Raw genomic sequence first — 14570 nt, 5'->3', positions numbered from 1 at the left:
TCAATCCTTCCTCGCGGTGAAGACCAGGTATTCCCATTCCATTTGGAACGGGATGTCGCCGTGCGCATCCCCGTAGGAGTCCGCCAGGTCCGTGAGCGCCCGGTCCAGGGCTTTGACCTTGTCCGGGTCATCGGCCAGTGATTTGTACACGGAGATCATGGGCCCATAATGCGATTTGAAGTACCTGACGAAGTCTGCCGGCTGGTGGAAGCTCCGAACGGCCAGGTTCTGCTTCCGGGTGCGGATACCGGCCACCCTGTCCCCCAGGAGTCCGCGGAGGTGTTCCTCGCTCCCCCACAGCGTGGCGGGCTGCGCACCGGGCGGGGGCGGCGGCGCGAAGGGTCCCAAGGCGGCAAACAGTTCCCCGATGAACCCTTCCGGCGTCCAGCAGAGCAGCCCGATGGTGCCACCCCGTTTGCAGACGCGGAGCAGTTCATCGGCGGCGGCCTGGTGGTGCGGCGCGAACATCACTCCGATGCAGCTCATTACAGTGTCGAACTCCTCATCGGCAAAGGGCAGGGCTTCGGCGTCGGCCTCCCTCCAGTCGAGGGTGACGCCCCGGTTCGCTGCCTCTTTGCGGCCTGCGTCGAAGAGTTCGGGGGTGAGGTCGCCGGCCACTACTTTGGCGCCCATCATGGCAGCGGGAATTGCTGCGTTGCCGGTCCCTGCCGCAACATCGAGGACGCGCTGCCGCGGGTTGATGCCGCACGCCTCCACCAGCACGGCACCCAGTTCCAGGAGCAGTTCGGCCGCGAGCGCCGGGTAGTCCCCCGACGCCCACATGGCCCGGTGCTTTGCCTTGAGTTGCCGGTCCGCCTCCGCTGCTGCCTGGTCGTTCATGTCCGCGCCCCTTTACGTGCCCGTTCCCACGGGTCCGTTCCCATTGGACAGCACGCTGTTCGCACAGCGGAGGCTGCGATGCGACTCATTGTGGACGCCATGGCAGCCCCTGTAAAGGCGCAGGAACAGTTCCGGCCGGGCAGGATCAGGCAGGCTTGCGGGTCCTGGTGCTGGACTTCGCGGCTGGTTTGCCATCGGCTGCGCCGGTGGATTTGGTGCCGGCGGACTTGGTGCCCGAGGTCTTGGCGGCGGTTTTGGCCGCCGGCTTCGCGGCCGCTTTGGTGGCAGCGGCTTTACCGGCCTGCCTCGCGGTGGCGGGCTTTGCGTCGTCGGTACCCGTCTTGGCAGCCGCTGTCCTGGCGCCGGAGGCTGTGGTGCCGGAGGCCTTGCGTGCGGGCTTGGCAGGTTCTTCGTCCCCCGCGTCCGCGCCGCCGTCGGAATCCCCGCCCGCAGCAGCACCGCCGCGCTTCCGGTCCAGGCTCCGCTTCAGGGCTTCCATCAGGTCGATGACCTCGCCCTTGCCGCCCTCACCGGACTCGACGCCGAAAGTCTCCTCCGTATCCAGCGATTCACCCTGTTCGAGTTTCGCTTCGATGAGCTGGCGGAGCTGCACCTGGTACTCGTCGGTGAAGGAGGTGGGGTCGAAGTCAGCGGCCATGGACTCCACCAGGGCCGCGGACATGTCCCGTTCCTGCGCCGAGATCCTGATGTCGGCTTCGAGGGACGGGAAGCTGGCCTCCCGCACCTCGTCCGGCCAGAGGAGGGACTGCAGCACCAGCACGTCGTCCTTGATCCGCAGGGCCCCCAGCCGGGTCTTCTCCCGCAGCGCGAATTGGACCACCGCCAACCGGTCCGTATCCTCCAGTGCCCGCCGGAGCAGGACGTACGCCTTGGGCGACTTGGAATCCGGTTCCAGGTAGTAGCTCTTCTCGAACATCATGGGGTCAAGCTGCTCGGACGGCACGAACTGCACCACTTCGATCTCGTGGCTGTTCTCCGCCGGAATGGACTTGAGTTCCTCCTTGGACAGCACCACGGTCCGGCCGTCCTCCTCGAACGCCTTCTCAATGTCCGAGTAGTCCACCACCTCCCCGCAAACCTCGCAGCGGCGCTGGTAGCGGATCCTTCCGCCGTCGGCGTTGTGCACCTGGTGCAGACTGATGTCATGATCCTCAGTGGCGCTGTAGACCTTCACGGGCACGTTGACCAGCCCGAACGCGATGGCACCCTTCCAGATGGCTCTCATTCATACAGTCAACATCAGAGCGGGCCGGAGGTGAAGACCTGTGGCCGGCACTAGGGAACGTGTCCGGGTGGCGGGACGCGAATTGACGCTCACCAACCTGGACAAAATCATCTATCCCGAGACCGGCACCACCAAGGCTGACGTGCTGGCCTACTACGCCGCCGTGGCCCACGTCCTGATACCCGCCGCGGCCAACCGGCCGGCCACCCGCAAGCGGTGGGTCAACGGGGTGGGCACGGCAGGCAAACCAGGTGAGGTGTTCTTCCAAAAGGACCTGGAGGACTCCGCCCCCGGCTGGCTGCCCCGGGCCGCGATCACCCACAAGGACCGGACCATCCACTACCCCTTGGTCAATGACGCCGCCACGCTGGCCTGGTTCGGGCAGATCAACTCACTCGAAATCCACGTGCCGCAGTGGCGGGTGGACGCGCACGGCAACCAGCTGAACCCGGACCGGCTGGTACTGGACCTTGACCCGGGCGAAGGCGCGGGCCTGCCGGAATGCCGCGAGGTGGCACTGCTGGCGAGGTCCATCCTGGAGGACGTTGGCTTGGAACCGGTGCCGGTGACCAGCGGCAGCAAGGGCATCCACCTGTATGCCGCGCTGGACGGGAGCCAGACCTCCGAACAGATCTCGGCGTTTGCCCGGGAACTGGCCCGGGCGCTTGAGGCGGACCACCCTGACCTCGCCGTCAGCGACATGAAGAAGACGCTCCGCAGGGGCAAGGTGCTGGTGGACTGGAGCCAGAACAACGCGGCGAAAACCACGGTGGTTCCCTACTCGCTGCGCGGCCGGCCCACGCCCATGGTGGCAGCCCCGCGGACGTGGCGGGAAATCGGGTCTCCCGGGCTGAAGCACCTGGACTATAGGGAAGTGCTGCGCCGGGTGCGGGACGGCAAGGACCCGTTCGCCGTCGTCGTCAATGCTGCGGCCCGCGGGGAGGAACCGGAGGACGGGCACGACGGCGACCCCCGCCTGGGCGCGTACCGCTCCATGCGGGATCCCAAGGCCACGCCGGAGCCTTTCGCGGGCATCCCGACGGGCGGGAACGCGTTCGTCATCCAGGAACACCACGCCAGCCGGCTGCACTGGGACCTGCGCCTGGAGCACGAGGGCGTCATGGTGTCCTGGGCGTTGCCCAAAGGGGTCCCCGAAACCGGCGGCAAGAACCATCTGGCCGTCCAAACCGAGGACCATCCCATGGACTACCTCACCTTCCACGGGACCATCCCCAAGGGACAGTACGGGGCCGGCGAAATGACTATTTGGGACACCGGCACCTACGAGCTGCACAAGTGGATCAATGGCAAGGAAGTCATCGTCACCCTGACCGGATCGGAGGGTGGCGGCCTGGGAGGGCCCACGAAACTGGCGCTCATCCACACCGGCCGCGGCCGGGACAAGGACGGGGAGAAGCAGTGGCTCATCCACTTCATGGACCCGGAACGCCCAAGCGGGAGGCCGCAGCACGCAACGCAGGGAGCAGCAGGGCCGTCGCAGGAACTGGGCGACGCCGGCCCTGGTGGCACGGCGGCTGCTGCAGTGCCTGCCCGGACCGCTGCCACCGCGCCGGAGCCTGCCGAATACCGCCCCATGATGGCCACGGCGGGCACCGAACCCGACCTGCGCGGCAGCGCGTGGCAATTTGAACTCAAATGGGACGGGGTCCGGGCAATCCTGGTGGCCGACAGGGAAAAAATCCGGATCTTGAGCCGCAACGGCAACGACGTGACCAAGACCTACCCGGAGCTTACGGACCGCGCCTGCTGGCCGGAGCAGCCGTTCGTGGCCGATGGCGAGATCATCGCCGTCGGGCCCGGCGGCAGGCCCGACTTTGGGCTCCTGCAGGGCCGGATGAAACTCACCCGGGCCGCCGACGTCGCCAAAGCCCGCACCGCCATCCCTGTGCAACTGATGCTGTTCGACCTGCTCTTCGACGACGGGAAGGACCTGCGGCGCCTGCCGCTCAACACCCGCCGGCGGCGGCTCGAGGAGTTCTTCAGGCCGTCGGACTGTCCGGTTGACCTGTCCATGGTGCTCGACGAGCCAGTGGGGTTGCTGTTGGAAAGCGCGCGCGAGCTTGGCCTGGAAGGAATCATGGCCAAACGGACGGACAGCCGGTACGTCAGCGGCCAACGGACCCGGACCTGGATCAAACTCAAGCTTGAGCAAACCCAGGAAGTGGTGGTGGGCGGTTGGCGGCCGGGGAAGGGCGGCCGGGAGGAAACGGTGGGCTCATTGCTGGTGGGGATTCCCGACGGCGACAAGCTGCAGTACGTGGGCCGGGTGGGCAGTGGTTTCAGCATGCGCGAACTCACGGAACTGCGGCAAACCGTGGAACGGCTGGGCCGGAAGGCATCCCCGTTCCACGATGTCCCCCGTTTGGACGCAGCAGACGCCCATTGGGTGGCCCCGGAACTGGTGGGAGAGGTGACCTACAGCGAATGGACCGGGCCGGGCAGGCTGCGGCACCCGCGGTGGCGGGGCTGGCGCGTGGACAAGGACCCGGCTGAAGTGGTCCGGGAATGACGCCCCGGTTTGCAACGTACCGGGCAGGCGGCGAGCCGGAAATTACCTGGCGCCCAGGACATTTCCGGGGCGCCAGGTAATTTGCGTTTCGATCGGTGCGGTGGCCGTCGCCAGGCGGCTACGAGGAGTGCGGCATCTGCGGCCGGCCAGTCCGGTGGACGGCGGTTACTGCCGCTTCGTGGCCCATGCGGCCGTGGCCGGCAGCCCGGTCCTTCGGATGCCGGCGTTTGCCGCCACCGTCCGGCCATGCATTCTGCGCGGCCGGCGGGACAGCCCCGGTTGCTGCGGGTCCCGGCGTGACCGGGGCATCCATGGCTGCAGCAAGGTGGTCCGCCACCTCCGGCCTGATGTGGAACTGGTTGGACTCTTCACCCATGTTTCTTCCCTTCTTTCCGTCGTTCTTCGTTGAAACGAGGCGCCGGCTGGGGCGCCCGGGCGTGCGCGGGCAGTCAGCCGAAAAGAAGTGTGTTCATCGCTCTACCATAGGCACCCCGGAGGCTCCTGTGAACCCCTCCGGAGGCCGTGACCGCGCTCACTTCGGAGGCCCGCGACTACCCAATAAAACGGCTTGAAACGGTTCCCGGCAGAAAATTTTTGGTAACGGCGCCGTTGATCAGCCTGCTTCCCAGTAGTAGCGCGGGAATCTGCGGTCAAAAAAGGTACCAAATGCGGTGCCCCAGGGGTAGAAAAGGGAGCATGCTACGCCATTGAACCGAGCAAACGCCATAGACATCCCGTAAAATTGAAGGCCTGCCCGGAGCGGGGCAGCTACAAGTCGCAAGCAAATGACCTCCACAGGAGTTGCCCAAATGCCCACAGACCGAAGCAGTAACCACTCTCCAGCAGGCGCCAAGAGCGCCCGCGGAACCGACCCGGCGGCCCCCATGGCTGCCAAGAAGCCCCGGCTGCTGCCACGCCGCCGGCTCAAGGAATCCGACGTCAACGTGGTTGACCAGCCCATGCTCAAAAAAGCACTCGGCGGCACCATCGTTGGGAACACGATGGAATGGTACGACGTCGGCGTTTTCGGCTACCTCATCACCACCATGGGGCCGGTGTTCCTGCCGGAATCCGATCCCACGACGCAGAATCTCTTCCTGCTGGGCACGTTCGCGGCGACCTTTATCGCCCGCCCCCTTGGTGGCGTCATCTTCGGCTGGCTCGGCGACAAAGTGGGCCGGCAAAAGATCCTGGCCACCACGCTGATGATCATGGCGGCCAGCACGTTCGCCGTCGGCCTGCTGCCCGGATACGCCCAGATTGGATTGTGGGCGGCGGCACTGCTGGTGCTCCTCAAGGTCATCCAGGGTTTCTCCACCGGCGGTGAATACGCCGGTGCCACCACATTCGTCAGCGAGTATGCCGCCGACAAGCGGCGTGGCTTCTTTGCCAGCTTCCTGGACCTGGGCAGCTACATGGGCTTCGCTATCGGCGCGGCCTTGGTCTCGGTCCTGCAGTTGACCCTGGGCCAAGCCACCATGGAGGACTGGGGCTGGCGCATCCCGTTCCTGATCGCGGGTCCGCTGGGCCTGATCGCCGTGTACTTCCGGAGCAAGATCGAGGAGTCGCCGCAGTTCCAGGCCACCCTGGACGCCCAGGAGGAAAACGCCAAGAACGCCTCCGAAGGCACCGCTACGGCCAAGGGACCTGTCGGCATCGTCAAGGCCTACTGGCGTCAGATCATCGTGGCCATGGTTGTGGTTGCGGCCGCCAACACGGCTGGTTACGCCCTGACCTCCTACATGCCCACCTACCTGACCGACGCAAAGGGTTACGACGAGCTCCACGGCACGCTGTTGACCATCCCCGTGCTGGTGGTCATGAGCCTTTGCATCCCGCTGACCGGCAAGCTGTCTGACCGGATCGGCCGCCGCCCCGTGTTGTGGATCGGCGCCGTGAGCACCATCGTCCTGGCCGTCCCGGCGTTCCTGCTGATCGGTATCGGTGCCGTTTGGTCCACCCTGGCAGGCCTGGCCCTGGTGGCCTTCCCCGTCACCTTCTACGTGGCCAACCTCGCCTCGGCCCTGCCGGCACAGTTCCCCACGTCCAGCCGCTACGGAGCCATGGGTATTGCCTACAACTTCGCTGTGGCGATCTTCGGCGGAACCACCCCCTTCATCGTGGAGCTGCTGATCAAGTCGACCGGCAACGACATGATGCCGGCGTACTACCTGATGGCAACTTCCCTGGTTGGTGCCGTGGCCATCTACTTCCTGAAGGAATCCGCCAACCGCCCCCTCCCGGGATCAATGCCCAGCGTTGACACCCAGGCGGAGGCCAGGGAACTGGTGGAAACCCAGGACCAGAACCCGCTGATCAACCTGGACGAACTGCCGTTCGACACCCAGGACGGGACGGATCCGCACTCCCACCGCGGTGTTCCGGCAGGAGCGTAAGCTTCCGCCTGCCGCCCGGGCATTCTTGTAGCCCACGCTCACAGGCCCGCTCCTGTGCTTCCTGCGGGAAGTACGGAAGCGGGCCTTCGCGTGCCTGCCGGATGTCCTGGTGTGTCACGAGCCCAGCCGGCAACATATGGCTCTGCGGGATGCCTGGTGATACGTTCCCAAGGGCCGTATCAGGCGCCGGCATGGCAATAGCAGGGAATGGATTCGGGATATGAAGCGGGTAGTGGACCAGGTGCGCGCGCTGCACCGCCTGGAACCGGCCACCAACGACCATCTTGCGGCGCTCCGGGTTGCCCTTGGCGTCGCAGCCCCCTCCCTGGTCCTGTTGGCCTTGGGCCGGACTGACCTGATCATCTACGCCGTATTCGGGGCCCTCACCGGGATGTACGGCCGCTCGGAGCCCCACCAGTTGCGGCTCCGGCACCAGGGCCAGGGCGCCTTGGTACTGCTCAGCGGAGTGGCCGTGGGAATCACGCTGTCCAGCAACCACCTCCACTCCTGGTGGCTGGTAGCCGTGGAAGCCATCCTTGCCGGGGTGGGCTCGGTCTACTCGGACCGGGTGCGGCTGAAACCCAACGGACCCTTCTTCGGCATCCTGGCGCTCGGAGCCTGCGCTTCCGTTCCTGTCGCCGTCCCCTGGCATGTGGCGATGCTCATCGCCGGCGGATCGGCCGTGTTCTCCATTGCGGTGGGCTTCAGCGGCTGGGTGCGGCGCAGGTCCTGGGAACCCGGCGCCACCAGGGCCGTGCCCTCCCCCTCACCGGCAGGCCGCCGTGAACTGTTGGTCCACGCCGCACGGTATGTGCTTGCCGTGGGCGCCGCGGGAACAGTGGGCGTCATCAGCGGCAGCGGCCACCCGCACTGGGCCATGGCTGCCGCGGCAGTGCCGCTCGCCGGAGCCGACCTTCCCAGCCGCGTCCGGCGCGGCATCCACCGCATCGTGGGGACGTTCCTGGGCCTCGCCGTGACCGCCGTCGTCCTCCTTCCGGCACCCTGGACACTGGCCGGGCTGTACCCCGCGTTCCAGGAGCCTGCGCGCCATGCCCAGGTGCTGGCCCTCCTGGTGATCCTGTTCCAGTTCGCCACCGAGCTGTTCATGACCAGGCACTACGGCTTGGCGATGGTCTGGTTTACCCCGGTGATCCTGCTCATGACCCAACTGGCCTCTCCGGCCGAACCAGGGGTCCTGATCCTGGAGCGGGCCGTGGAAACGTTGGTGGGCGCGCTGCTGGGGATCCTGGTGGTGGTGGCCGTCCGCCGCTCCGGGCCGCACGCAGGCACCGGCTTCGAAAGCCCGGTGCAGCTACCCGGGGTTGCGCGCCGGCTTGGGTTTGCGCGCCGGTCCCGCCATTAGCCGCGCCGGCGCCAGCTTGGCCACGGCGGCCACCGCCTTGTAGCGCCTGGAAGGCACGGACACCGCCTTGCCGCGCTCGTTGTCCGCGAGCCCTTCCCGCACCACCCGCTCCGCGCGCAGCCACGTCCAGGACGGGGCCACGGACTTGTCCATGCCCATCCGGTCGTGGAATTCGGTGTGAGTGAAACCCGGACATACCGCGGTGACCTTGATCCCGCGCGAGCGGTACGCCAGGTTGGCCCACCGGCTGAAACTGACCAGCCAGGCTTTCGCTGCCGAGTAGGTGCCGCGGGGAAGGAAGGCGGCCACGCTGGCCACGTTGATGATCCTGCCCTCCCCGCGTTCGAGCATTCCGCCGAGCGCCGCATGGGTGAGCACCATGGCCGTTTCCCCGTGCAGCTTCAGGTGGTCTTTTTCCACGCTGATCGGGTTGTCTTCGAAGTTGTGCAGCAGCCCGATTCCGGCGTTGTTCACCAGGATTCCCACCGGCCGCGCGGGGTCCTGGAGACGTTCGACGACGGCGGCGACGTCGGCGTCCACCGTGAGGTCAGCGCGCAGCACCTCAGCCGTGATCCCGTAGCGCCGGTGCAGGTCCGCCGCTGTTTCCTCCAGGCGGGAGGCGTTGCGGGCCACCAGGACAAGGTTGTTCCCCTGGGCCGCTAGCTGCTTGGCGAATTCGTGTCCCAGCCCGGCGCTGGCTCCGGTAACGAGTGCGATTGTTGGCTCCATGCTGCCAGCCTAACCAGTTGCCGGTGCTACACCCCTGCGAACCGGGCCAGCGGGTTGGCCAGGCGTCCGGCCAGCTGCAGGCCGCCGGAGGGATCGGAGAGGTCCAGCATGTGCTGGTTGTTGCGCAGCTGCAGCCGGTTGAGGCACGACAGGGGAAAGTCCGGGGCGAACAGGTTGTGCCTTGCGAACTGGTCCGCGAGCTCGGGATGCTCCGCCTGGTAGTCCCGGATGGCTGCGGCTGCGGTGCGCCAGAACTCTTCCTGGGGCAGGGTGCCGTCCGCGTCCAGCAGGGCCGCGAGGAAGCGGAAAATGCAGTCGAAGACGTCGGTGAAGATTGCCAGTACCTTCTCCCCGTCCGGAATCGCGGCCTTGATCCTTGCGGCTTCGGCGGGCACCTCCAGCCGGTCCCCCATCACCACGATTTCCTCGGCAATGTCCTTCATGACGGCCCGGACGGGCACGCCGTCGTCGAGGACCAGGATGACGTTTTCGCCGTGCGGCATGAACGCCAGCTCGTAGCGGCAGAGGCAGTGCACCAGGGGAACCAGGTAGGCCTCGAAGTACCGGCGGAGCCACGTGGCCGGCGCCAGTCCGGAACGTTCGATCAGTGCGGCGGCCATCGGTTTTCCTGACGCATCCACATGCAGGAGCGACGCCATGGTGGCCAGCTGCCCGCCGTCGCGCACCAGCGGCAGCGGACTTTCCCGCCACAGGGCGGACAGCATCTTGCGGTACGGTGAGCCTTCCGCGGAGCCGGCCTCGTAATGCCGGTTGTGGTAGCCGACGGCGGCCACCTCGCCAATCATGGTGAACCCGCGGCGCTGCAGCGCCGGGTCTGAGCCCATCAATCCCCGCAGCCAGTCGTTGATGGCGGGCGTCGCCTTCATGTACTGGGGGAGAGTCCGCGCATGAAGCCCATGTTCAGCACGGACAGGGCGGTCTTGACGTAGTGCTTGGCGGGGGCTGTGGTGTTGAAGAACGTCCGGATCGACTGCTGCGCCTGGTACTGATCGGTTCCCGTGCCCAGGTGGACGATGCGTTGCCGGGCGATCTCCGCCGCGAACGTACCCGTGAGCTTGTTCTGCCACTGCCAGGGATGCACCGGCATGAGGAAGTACTGCTCCGGCCGGAGTCCCTGTTCCACCAGCACGGCCTGGAAAGTGCCCAGCAGGGGCCCCAGTTCGGCGGCCAGGTGTGTCCGGTAATCCAGCCCCGCTGCGGAGGTGAAGACGGCGCAGCTGCGGTGCACGGCGATCCATTCCAGGCGCACGGCGGCACCGGTTTCGGGGGCGAAGGCGTGGTAGTCGCCGATGCCGAAGCCCAGCCGGCCGTTGTTGGCCACGAAGCAGGGGTGGCCCTCGGACATGCAGCGTTCGATGGCCTGGAAATCGGCGGCAGCGTCAGCGCCGCCGGTTATTCCGGCCGCCAGCTCCGCCGAGTCCGGCCGGCGGGCCGCCAGTTTGTAGGCGTGTCCGGCCAGCGTGCTGCTGGCTTCTTCCAGGTAGACCGGAAGCATGGAGATGGTGATGCCGAGGGTCTTGTGGAAGGCAGTGATGAACTCCATGGCGTCCAGCGGCGCCTCGGAGCCTTCGTGGAGATGCCGGATTGAACCGGCGTCGATGGACCAGTGGTCCAGGTCCAGGATCCGCGCGTCGAAACGGTACTCGCGGGTTCCGTCGTCGCTGACCACCCGATAACTGGCGGTGTGCTCCGTCCCGCTGAGGCGCTCAGGCGCAAGGATCCGTTCGTGCGAGAACTCGGCGAGCGCCTTGCGGAGCAGATGCCGGTTGGCTGCCTCCCAGCGGTGCGGGCTGAGGTGGGAAACGTCGGACGGGAAGGCAGGGGCCGGGGCGGGGTAGAGGTCAGTGGTCACAGTGGTGCTCCATTGCGGTCGGAGTGGCGGGCAAGCGGATTGGGGCGGTGAGAAGGTTCAACGCCCGGGCGGCCAGGTAGTCCTCCCGGCTGCAAAAGCTCAGGAGCGCGTCCTTGTCCGGGAGGGCCACCACCCCCTCGGGGCGGAAGCCGAGCCGTTTATTGAGGGAGTGGATCCGGGTATTCCGGACGTCGGGTTCCACCACGATCCGGTCCACCCCGGGCTTGGCGAACAGCCGGGCCAGCACGGCATCCATGACGGCCGTGGTGAAGCCGGCCACAGGAGCGTTCGACGGCGGGGCCACCAGCAGGTGCATGCCGGCGTCACCGGGCCGGACCGGGTAGGCCGTGGCCAGCGGTGAGGACGCGGGCAGGTACTCCTCAACGAGGAAGGCCGGCACGCCGTCGTCGAGCCCCAGCAGGGCGTGGTGGTGTCCGCTCGCCTGGATGGTGGCGTACTCCTTTTCGACGTCGTCAACGCCGGCGGCCAGCATTCCCCAAAAGGAGGCGTAGGGCCTCGTGACCCAGCTGTGCAGGAGCGGGGCGTCGGCCGCGGGGTCGACGCAGCGGAACGTGAACCTCATGCGTGCACCTCCGCCGTGATGCTCTCCGGTGCGCCGAAGTGTTGGAACGCGATGCTGCGTTCCACCGGGTAGACCTCCCGCCCGCTAATTGCCCGGAGGATGCACGAGTTGCGGTAGGCGCCCATGCCCAGGTCCGGGGCGGCGAATCCGTGGGTGTGCAGTTCGGCGTTCTGGACGAAGATCTCTCCGGGTTCCACGCCGGTGCTGTAGTTGCGGTCCACCGCAAAACGGCCCCCGCTGTCCCGGGCAATCCTGTCCCGGATTCCCGCGAGGAACTCCGGTTCCCGGTAGGTGTAGCCGGTGGCGAAAACCACGGCGTCGCTGTCCAGGGTGTAGGGGGTGCCCTGCTCGTCGTGGTGCAGGTGCAGGGTGTGGGTTCCGGCGGCGGCGTCCCATGCGGCGGCTGTGAGCGTGGAACGGGTCAGCAGCCGCGTGTCCACCAGCCCTGCGAGGCTCCGGGTGTAGAGGAGGTCGTAGATCGCGTCGATCAGGTCCGCGTTGATGCCCTTGTAGAGGTTCTTCTGCGCCTTGTTGAGGTGGTCGCGGCGGTGCGGCGGGAGGCCATGGAAGTAGTCCACGTACTCGGGCGAGGTCATCTCGAGGGTCAGTTTGGTGTACTCCAGGGGAAAGAACCGGCCGGAACGGGTCACCCAGTCCAGCCGGTAGCCGTGGGCGTCCGCGTCCGTGAGCAGGTCAAAGTAGATCTCCGCCGCACTTTGCCCGCTGCCCACGATGGTGATGCTGCGGCGCTGCTGCAGTTCCGCCTTCCGGGCCAGGTAGTCGGCATTGTGGAAGGCCATGCCCCCGCGGCCTGCGGCGGCCTCGGCCATGATGCGCTGGCCGGCTTCCGGTACGTAGGGGCCGGTGCCGGTGCCCAGCACCAGCCGGCGGGCGGAACGTACCTCCGTGCCGCCGGGTCCGGAGACGGCCAGCCGGTACACGCCGTCGTCGTACGCCGCATCCAGCACGGTTGTGCCAAAACGTACCGAAGGCAACTGCCCGGCCACCCACTGGCAGTACTGGTTGTATTCGGCTCGCAGCGGGTGGAAGTCCTCGCGGATGTAGAACCGGTACAGCCGGCCGGTCTGCTTGAGGAAGTTCAGGAACGAGTAGGGCGACGTGGGGTCCGCCATGGTCACCAGGTCCGCCAGGAAAGGGACCTGCAGGTGGGCCGGTTCCAGCATCATGCCGGGATGCCACTCGAAGGATTCGCGCTGGTCGAGGAAGATGCCGGCCAGGCCCTCGACGGGCTCAGCCAGGGCGGCGAGGCCAAGGTTGAAGGGGCCGACGCCGATGGCTGCGAAGTCATGGACGTGGCCGGTTGCGGGGGTGGTCATGCGGCTGCCCCGTCCTGCAGGAGGTCCGCGCCGGTGCGGCGCAGGAGGGCGATGATCCCGGCGATGTCCTCGAGGGTGGCCTCGGCATTGAGGAGGGTGAACTTCAGGTAGTGGCGGCCGCCCACCGTGGTCCCGGCAACCACCGCCCGCCCGGACGCGAAGACGGCGGCGCGCACGGCAGGATTGAGCGCGTCGGCGGCGTCCTCACTGAGCCGCGCTCCCCCGTCCAGCCTCGGGCGGTAGCGGAACACGAGGGTGCTGAGCTGCGGCGGTGCCGCGAGTTCGAAGTCGTCGTCTGCGTCGAGGAGCAATCCGACGCGCCCCGCGAGGTCGATGGCTTCGTCGAACAGAGCGCCGATGGCGTCCGCACCCATGACCCGCAGCGTGAGCCACAGTTTCAGGGCGTCGAAGCGGCGGGTGGTCTGGAGGCTCTTGTCCACCTGGTTGGGAATGTCCGCGAGGGCAGCGCTTTCCGGGTTCAGGTAGTCGGCATGGAAGGTGACGTGCCTCAGCATGGCCCGGTCCCGGACCAGAAGCGCACTGGAGCTGACGGGCTGGAAGAAGGTCTTGTGGAAATCCACGGTGACCGAGTCCGCGAACCGGGTCCCGTCCAGGAGGTGCCGGTACCGGCCGGAGACCATGAGGCCGCCGCCGTAGGCGGCGTCCACGTGGAGCCAGGCGCCGGAGGCGCGGGTAAGGGCTGCGAGGTCTGCGAGCGGGTCCACCGCGCCAAAGTCGGTGGTCCCGGCGGTGGCCACCACCGCCATCGGGACCAGGCCGGCCCGGTTGGCGTCGGCCAGTGCACCGGCGAGGGCTTCGGGGTCCATCCGGCGGTCCGGGGTGTAGGGGACGCTGATGACGGCGTCGAATCCGAGGCCGAGCATGGCGGCCGACTTTTGGATGCTGAAGTGGCTGTCCCCGGAGGTGAAGATCCGGAGTTTATCCAGCAGCGCCGGCAGGCGGAGGCTGCTGCGGGCCGGGTCCTGGCGGAGGCCTGCCACGGCATGGTTGCGGGCGATCAGCAGCGCCTGCAGGTTGGACTGGCTGCCGCCGGAGGTGAAGATGCCGTCCGCGGTGGCGCCCAGGTGCAGCCGTTGCGCGGTCCAGTCGATGAGGCGGCGCTCGATCATGGTGGCCCCGGCGCTCTGGTCCCAGGTGTCCAGCGAGGAGTTGACGGCGGAAAGGACGGCTTCGCCCACCAGCGCCGGGATCACCACCGGGCAATTGAGGTGCGCCGCGTATTTTGGGTCGTGGAAATAGACGGCGTCGCGCAGGTAGACGTCCTCGAGCTCCGCCAGTGCCGCAGCGGTGTCCCGCAGCGGCACGTCCAGGTCAACCGTTCCCACCCGGGCCTCCAGCTCTGACGGTTCGACGCCGGTGAAGGGCCGGGTGGTCCGCTCCAGCTTGGTGGCCACGGCGGTGACACCCTGCAGGACCTGCGCCACGTACCGGGCTGAGTTCCTGGCATTGAGGAGGTGGTTGCTGGCCCCGAGCACCAGTTCCAGCCGGGAGGCAAAATCCTCACCGGCCGAAGTGGATGGCGGGCTCTTTGGGGAGGCGGTGGCGGGTCGCGGTGTTTCCACGTGCGGAGCAGGGTGGGGCATCAGCGGCATGGGTTTCCTTTGCTGGGCATTGCCGGAGTGGCAGTGGTCGTATAGCAGGCAGGGCTGGAG

At 67.2% G+C, this 14570-nt stretch carries 10 protein-coding genes and 1 pseudogene; 3 read left to right on the top strand and 8 right to left on the bottom strand.

Features of this window, described 5'->3' with window-relative positions:
• Both ACX5I6_RS07170 and ku read right to left on the bottom strand, forming a co-directional pair.
• Positions 1 to 840, bottom strand: coding sequence for a class I SAM-dependent methyltransferase (locus tag ACX5I6_RS07170; protein ID WP_461839998.1), 840 nt, complete (start codon positions 838 to 840; stop codon positions 1 to 3).
• A 145-nt stretch (positions 841 to 985) separates the two neighbouring features.
• On the bottom strand, positions 986 to 2086 hold the full coding sequence (ku, locus tag ACX5I6_RS07165) for a non-homologous end joining protein Ku (protein WP_461839997.1): 1101 nt from the start codon (positions 2084 to 2086) through the stop codon (positions 986 to 988).
• Positions 2087 to 2126: 40 nt separating this feature from the next.
• Between ku and ACX5I6_RS07160 the strand changes: the two genes are divergently transcribed.
• Positions 2127 to 4616 (top strand): ATP-dependent DNA ligase, encoded by a 2490-nt coding sequence (locus ACX5I6_RS07160; RefSeq protein WP_461839996.1) that lies wholly within the window; start codon positions 2127 to 2129, stop codon positions 4614 to 4616.
• 118 nt (positions 4617 to 4734) lie between these two features.
• Here ACX5I6_RS07160 and ACX5I6_RS07155 read toward each other — a convergent pair whose 3' ends face one another.
• Positions 4735 to 4992: a hypothetical protein gene (locus ACX5I6_RS07155; protein WP_461839995.1), complete on the bottom strand. Its 258-nt coding sequence runs from the start codon at positions 4990 to 4992 to the stop codon at positions 4735 to 4737.
• A 433-nt stretch (positions 4993 to 5425) separates the two neighbouring features.
• Between ACX5I6_RS07155 and ACX5I6_RS07150 the strand changes: the two genes are divergently transcribed.
• On the top strand, positions 5426 to 7012 hold the full coding sequence (locus tag ACX5I6_RS07150; RefSeq protein WP_461839994.1) for an MFS transporter: 1587 nt from the start codon (positions 5426 to 5428) through the stop codon (positions 7010 to 7012).
• 220 nt (positions 7013 to 7232) lie between these two features.
• Positions 7233 to 8375 carry an FUSC family protein gene (locus ACX5I6_RS07145; RefSeq protein ID WP_461839993.1) on the top strand — a complete coding sequence of 381 codons (1143 nt, stop codon included), beginning with the start codon at positions 7233 to 7235 and terminating at the stop codon, positions 8373 to 8375.
• Here ACX5I6_RS07145 and ACX5I6_RS07140 read toward each other — a convergent pair.
• The 5 genes and pseudogenes from ACX5I6_RS07140 to ACX5I6_RS07120 all read right to left on the bottom strand — a co-directional run bounded on the left by ACX5I6_RS07140 (position 8325) and on the right by ACX5I6_RS07120 (position 14510).
• Positions 8325 to 9104: an SDR family NAD(P)-dependent oxidoreductase gene (locus tag ACX5I6_RS07140; protein ID WP_461839992.1), complete on the bottom strand. Its 780-nt coding sequence runs from the start codon at positions 9102 to 9104 to the stop codon at positions 8325 to 8327. The two genes, ACX5I6_RS07145 and ACX5I6_RS07140, sit on opposite strands and share 51 nt — an antisense overlap.
• A 26-nt stretch (positions 9105 to 9130) precedes the next feature.
• Positions 9131 to 10977 (bottom strand): annotated as a pseudogene (locus ACX5I6_RS07135) (IucA/IucC family protein).
• Complete coding sequence (locus ACX5I6_RS07130; protein WP_461839991.1) at positions 10967 to 11560, bottom strand: GNAT family N-acetyltransferase; 594 nt, start codon at positions 11558 to 11560, stop codon at positions 10967 to 10969. The pseudogene ACX5I6_RS07135 and the gene ACX5I6_RS07130 overlap by 11 nt, the downstream one beginning before the upstream one ends.
• Entirely contained in the window at positions 11557 to 12897 is a 1341-nt protein-coding gene (locus tag ACX5I6_RS07125; protein WP_461839990.1) for a lysine N(6)-hydroxylase/L-ornithine N(5)-oxygenase family protein, read from the bottom strand. The genes ACX5I6_RS07130 and ACX5I6_RS07125 overlap by 4 nt, the downstream gene beginning before the upstream one ends.
• Positions 12894 to 14510 carry a pyridoxal phosphate-dependent decarboxylase family protein gene (locus ACX5I6_RS07120; RefSeq protein ID WP_461839989.1) on the bottom strand — a complete coding sequence of 539 codons (1617 nt, stop codon included), beginning with the start codon at positions 14508 to 14510 and terminating at the stop codon, positions 12894 to 12896. The genes ACX5I6_RS07125 and ACX5I6_RS07120 overlap by 4 nt, the downstream gene beginning before the upstream one ends.
• Positions 14511 to 14570 lie beyond the last annotated feature (60 nt).

It is taken from the genome of Arthrobacter sp. MMS24-T111 (assembly GCF_054888995.1).
The sequence above is the reverse complement of the archived record's forward strand: the minus strand, read 5'-3'. Positions and strand labels throughout refer to the sequence as shown.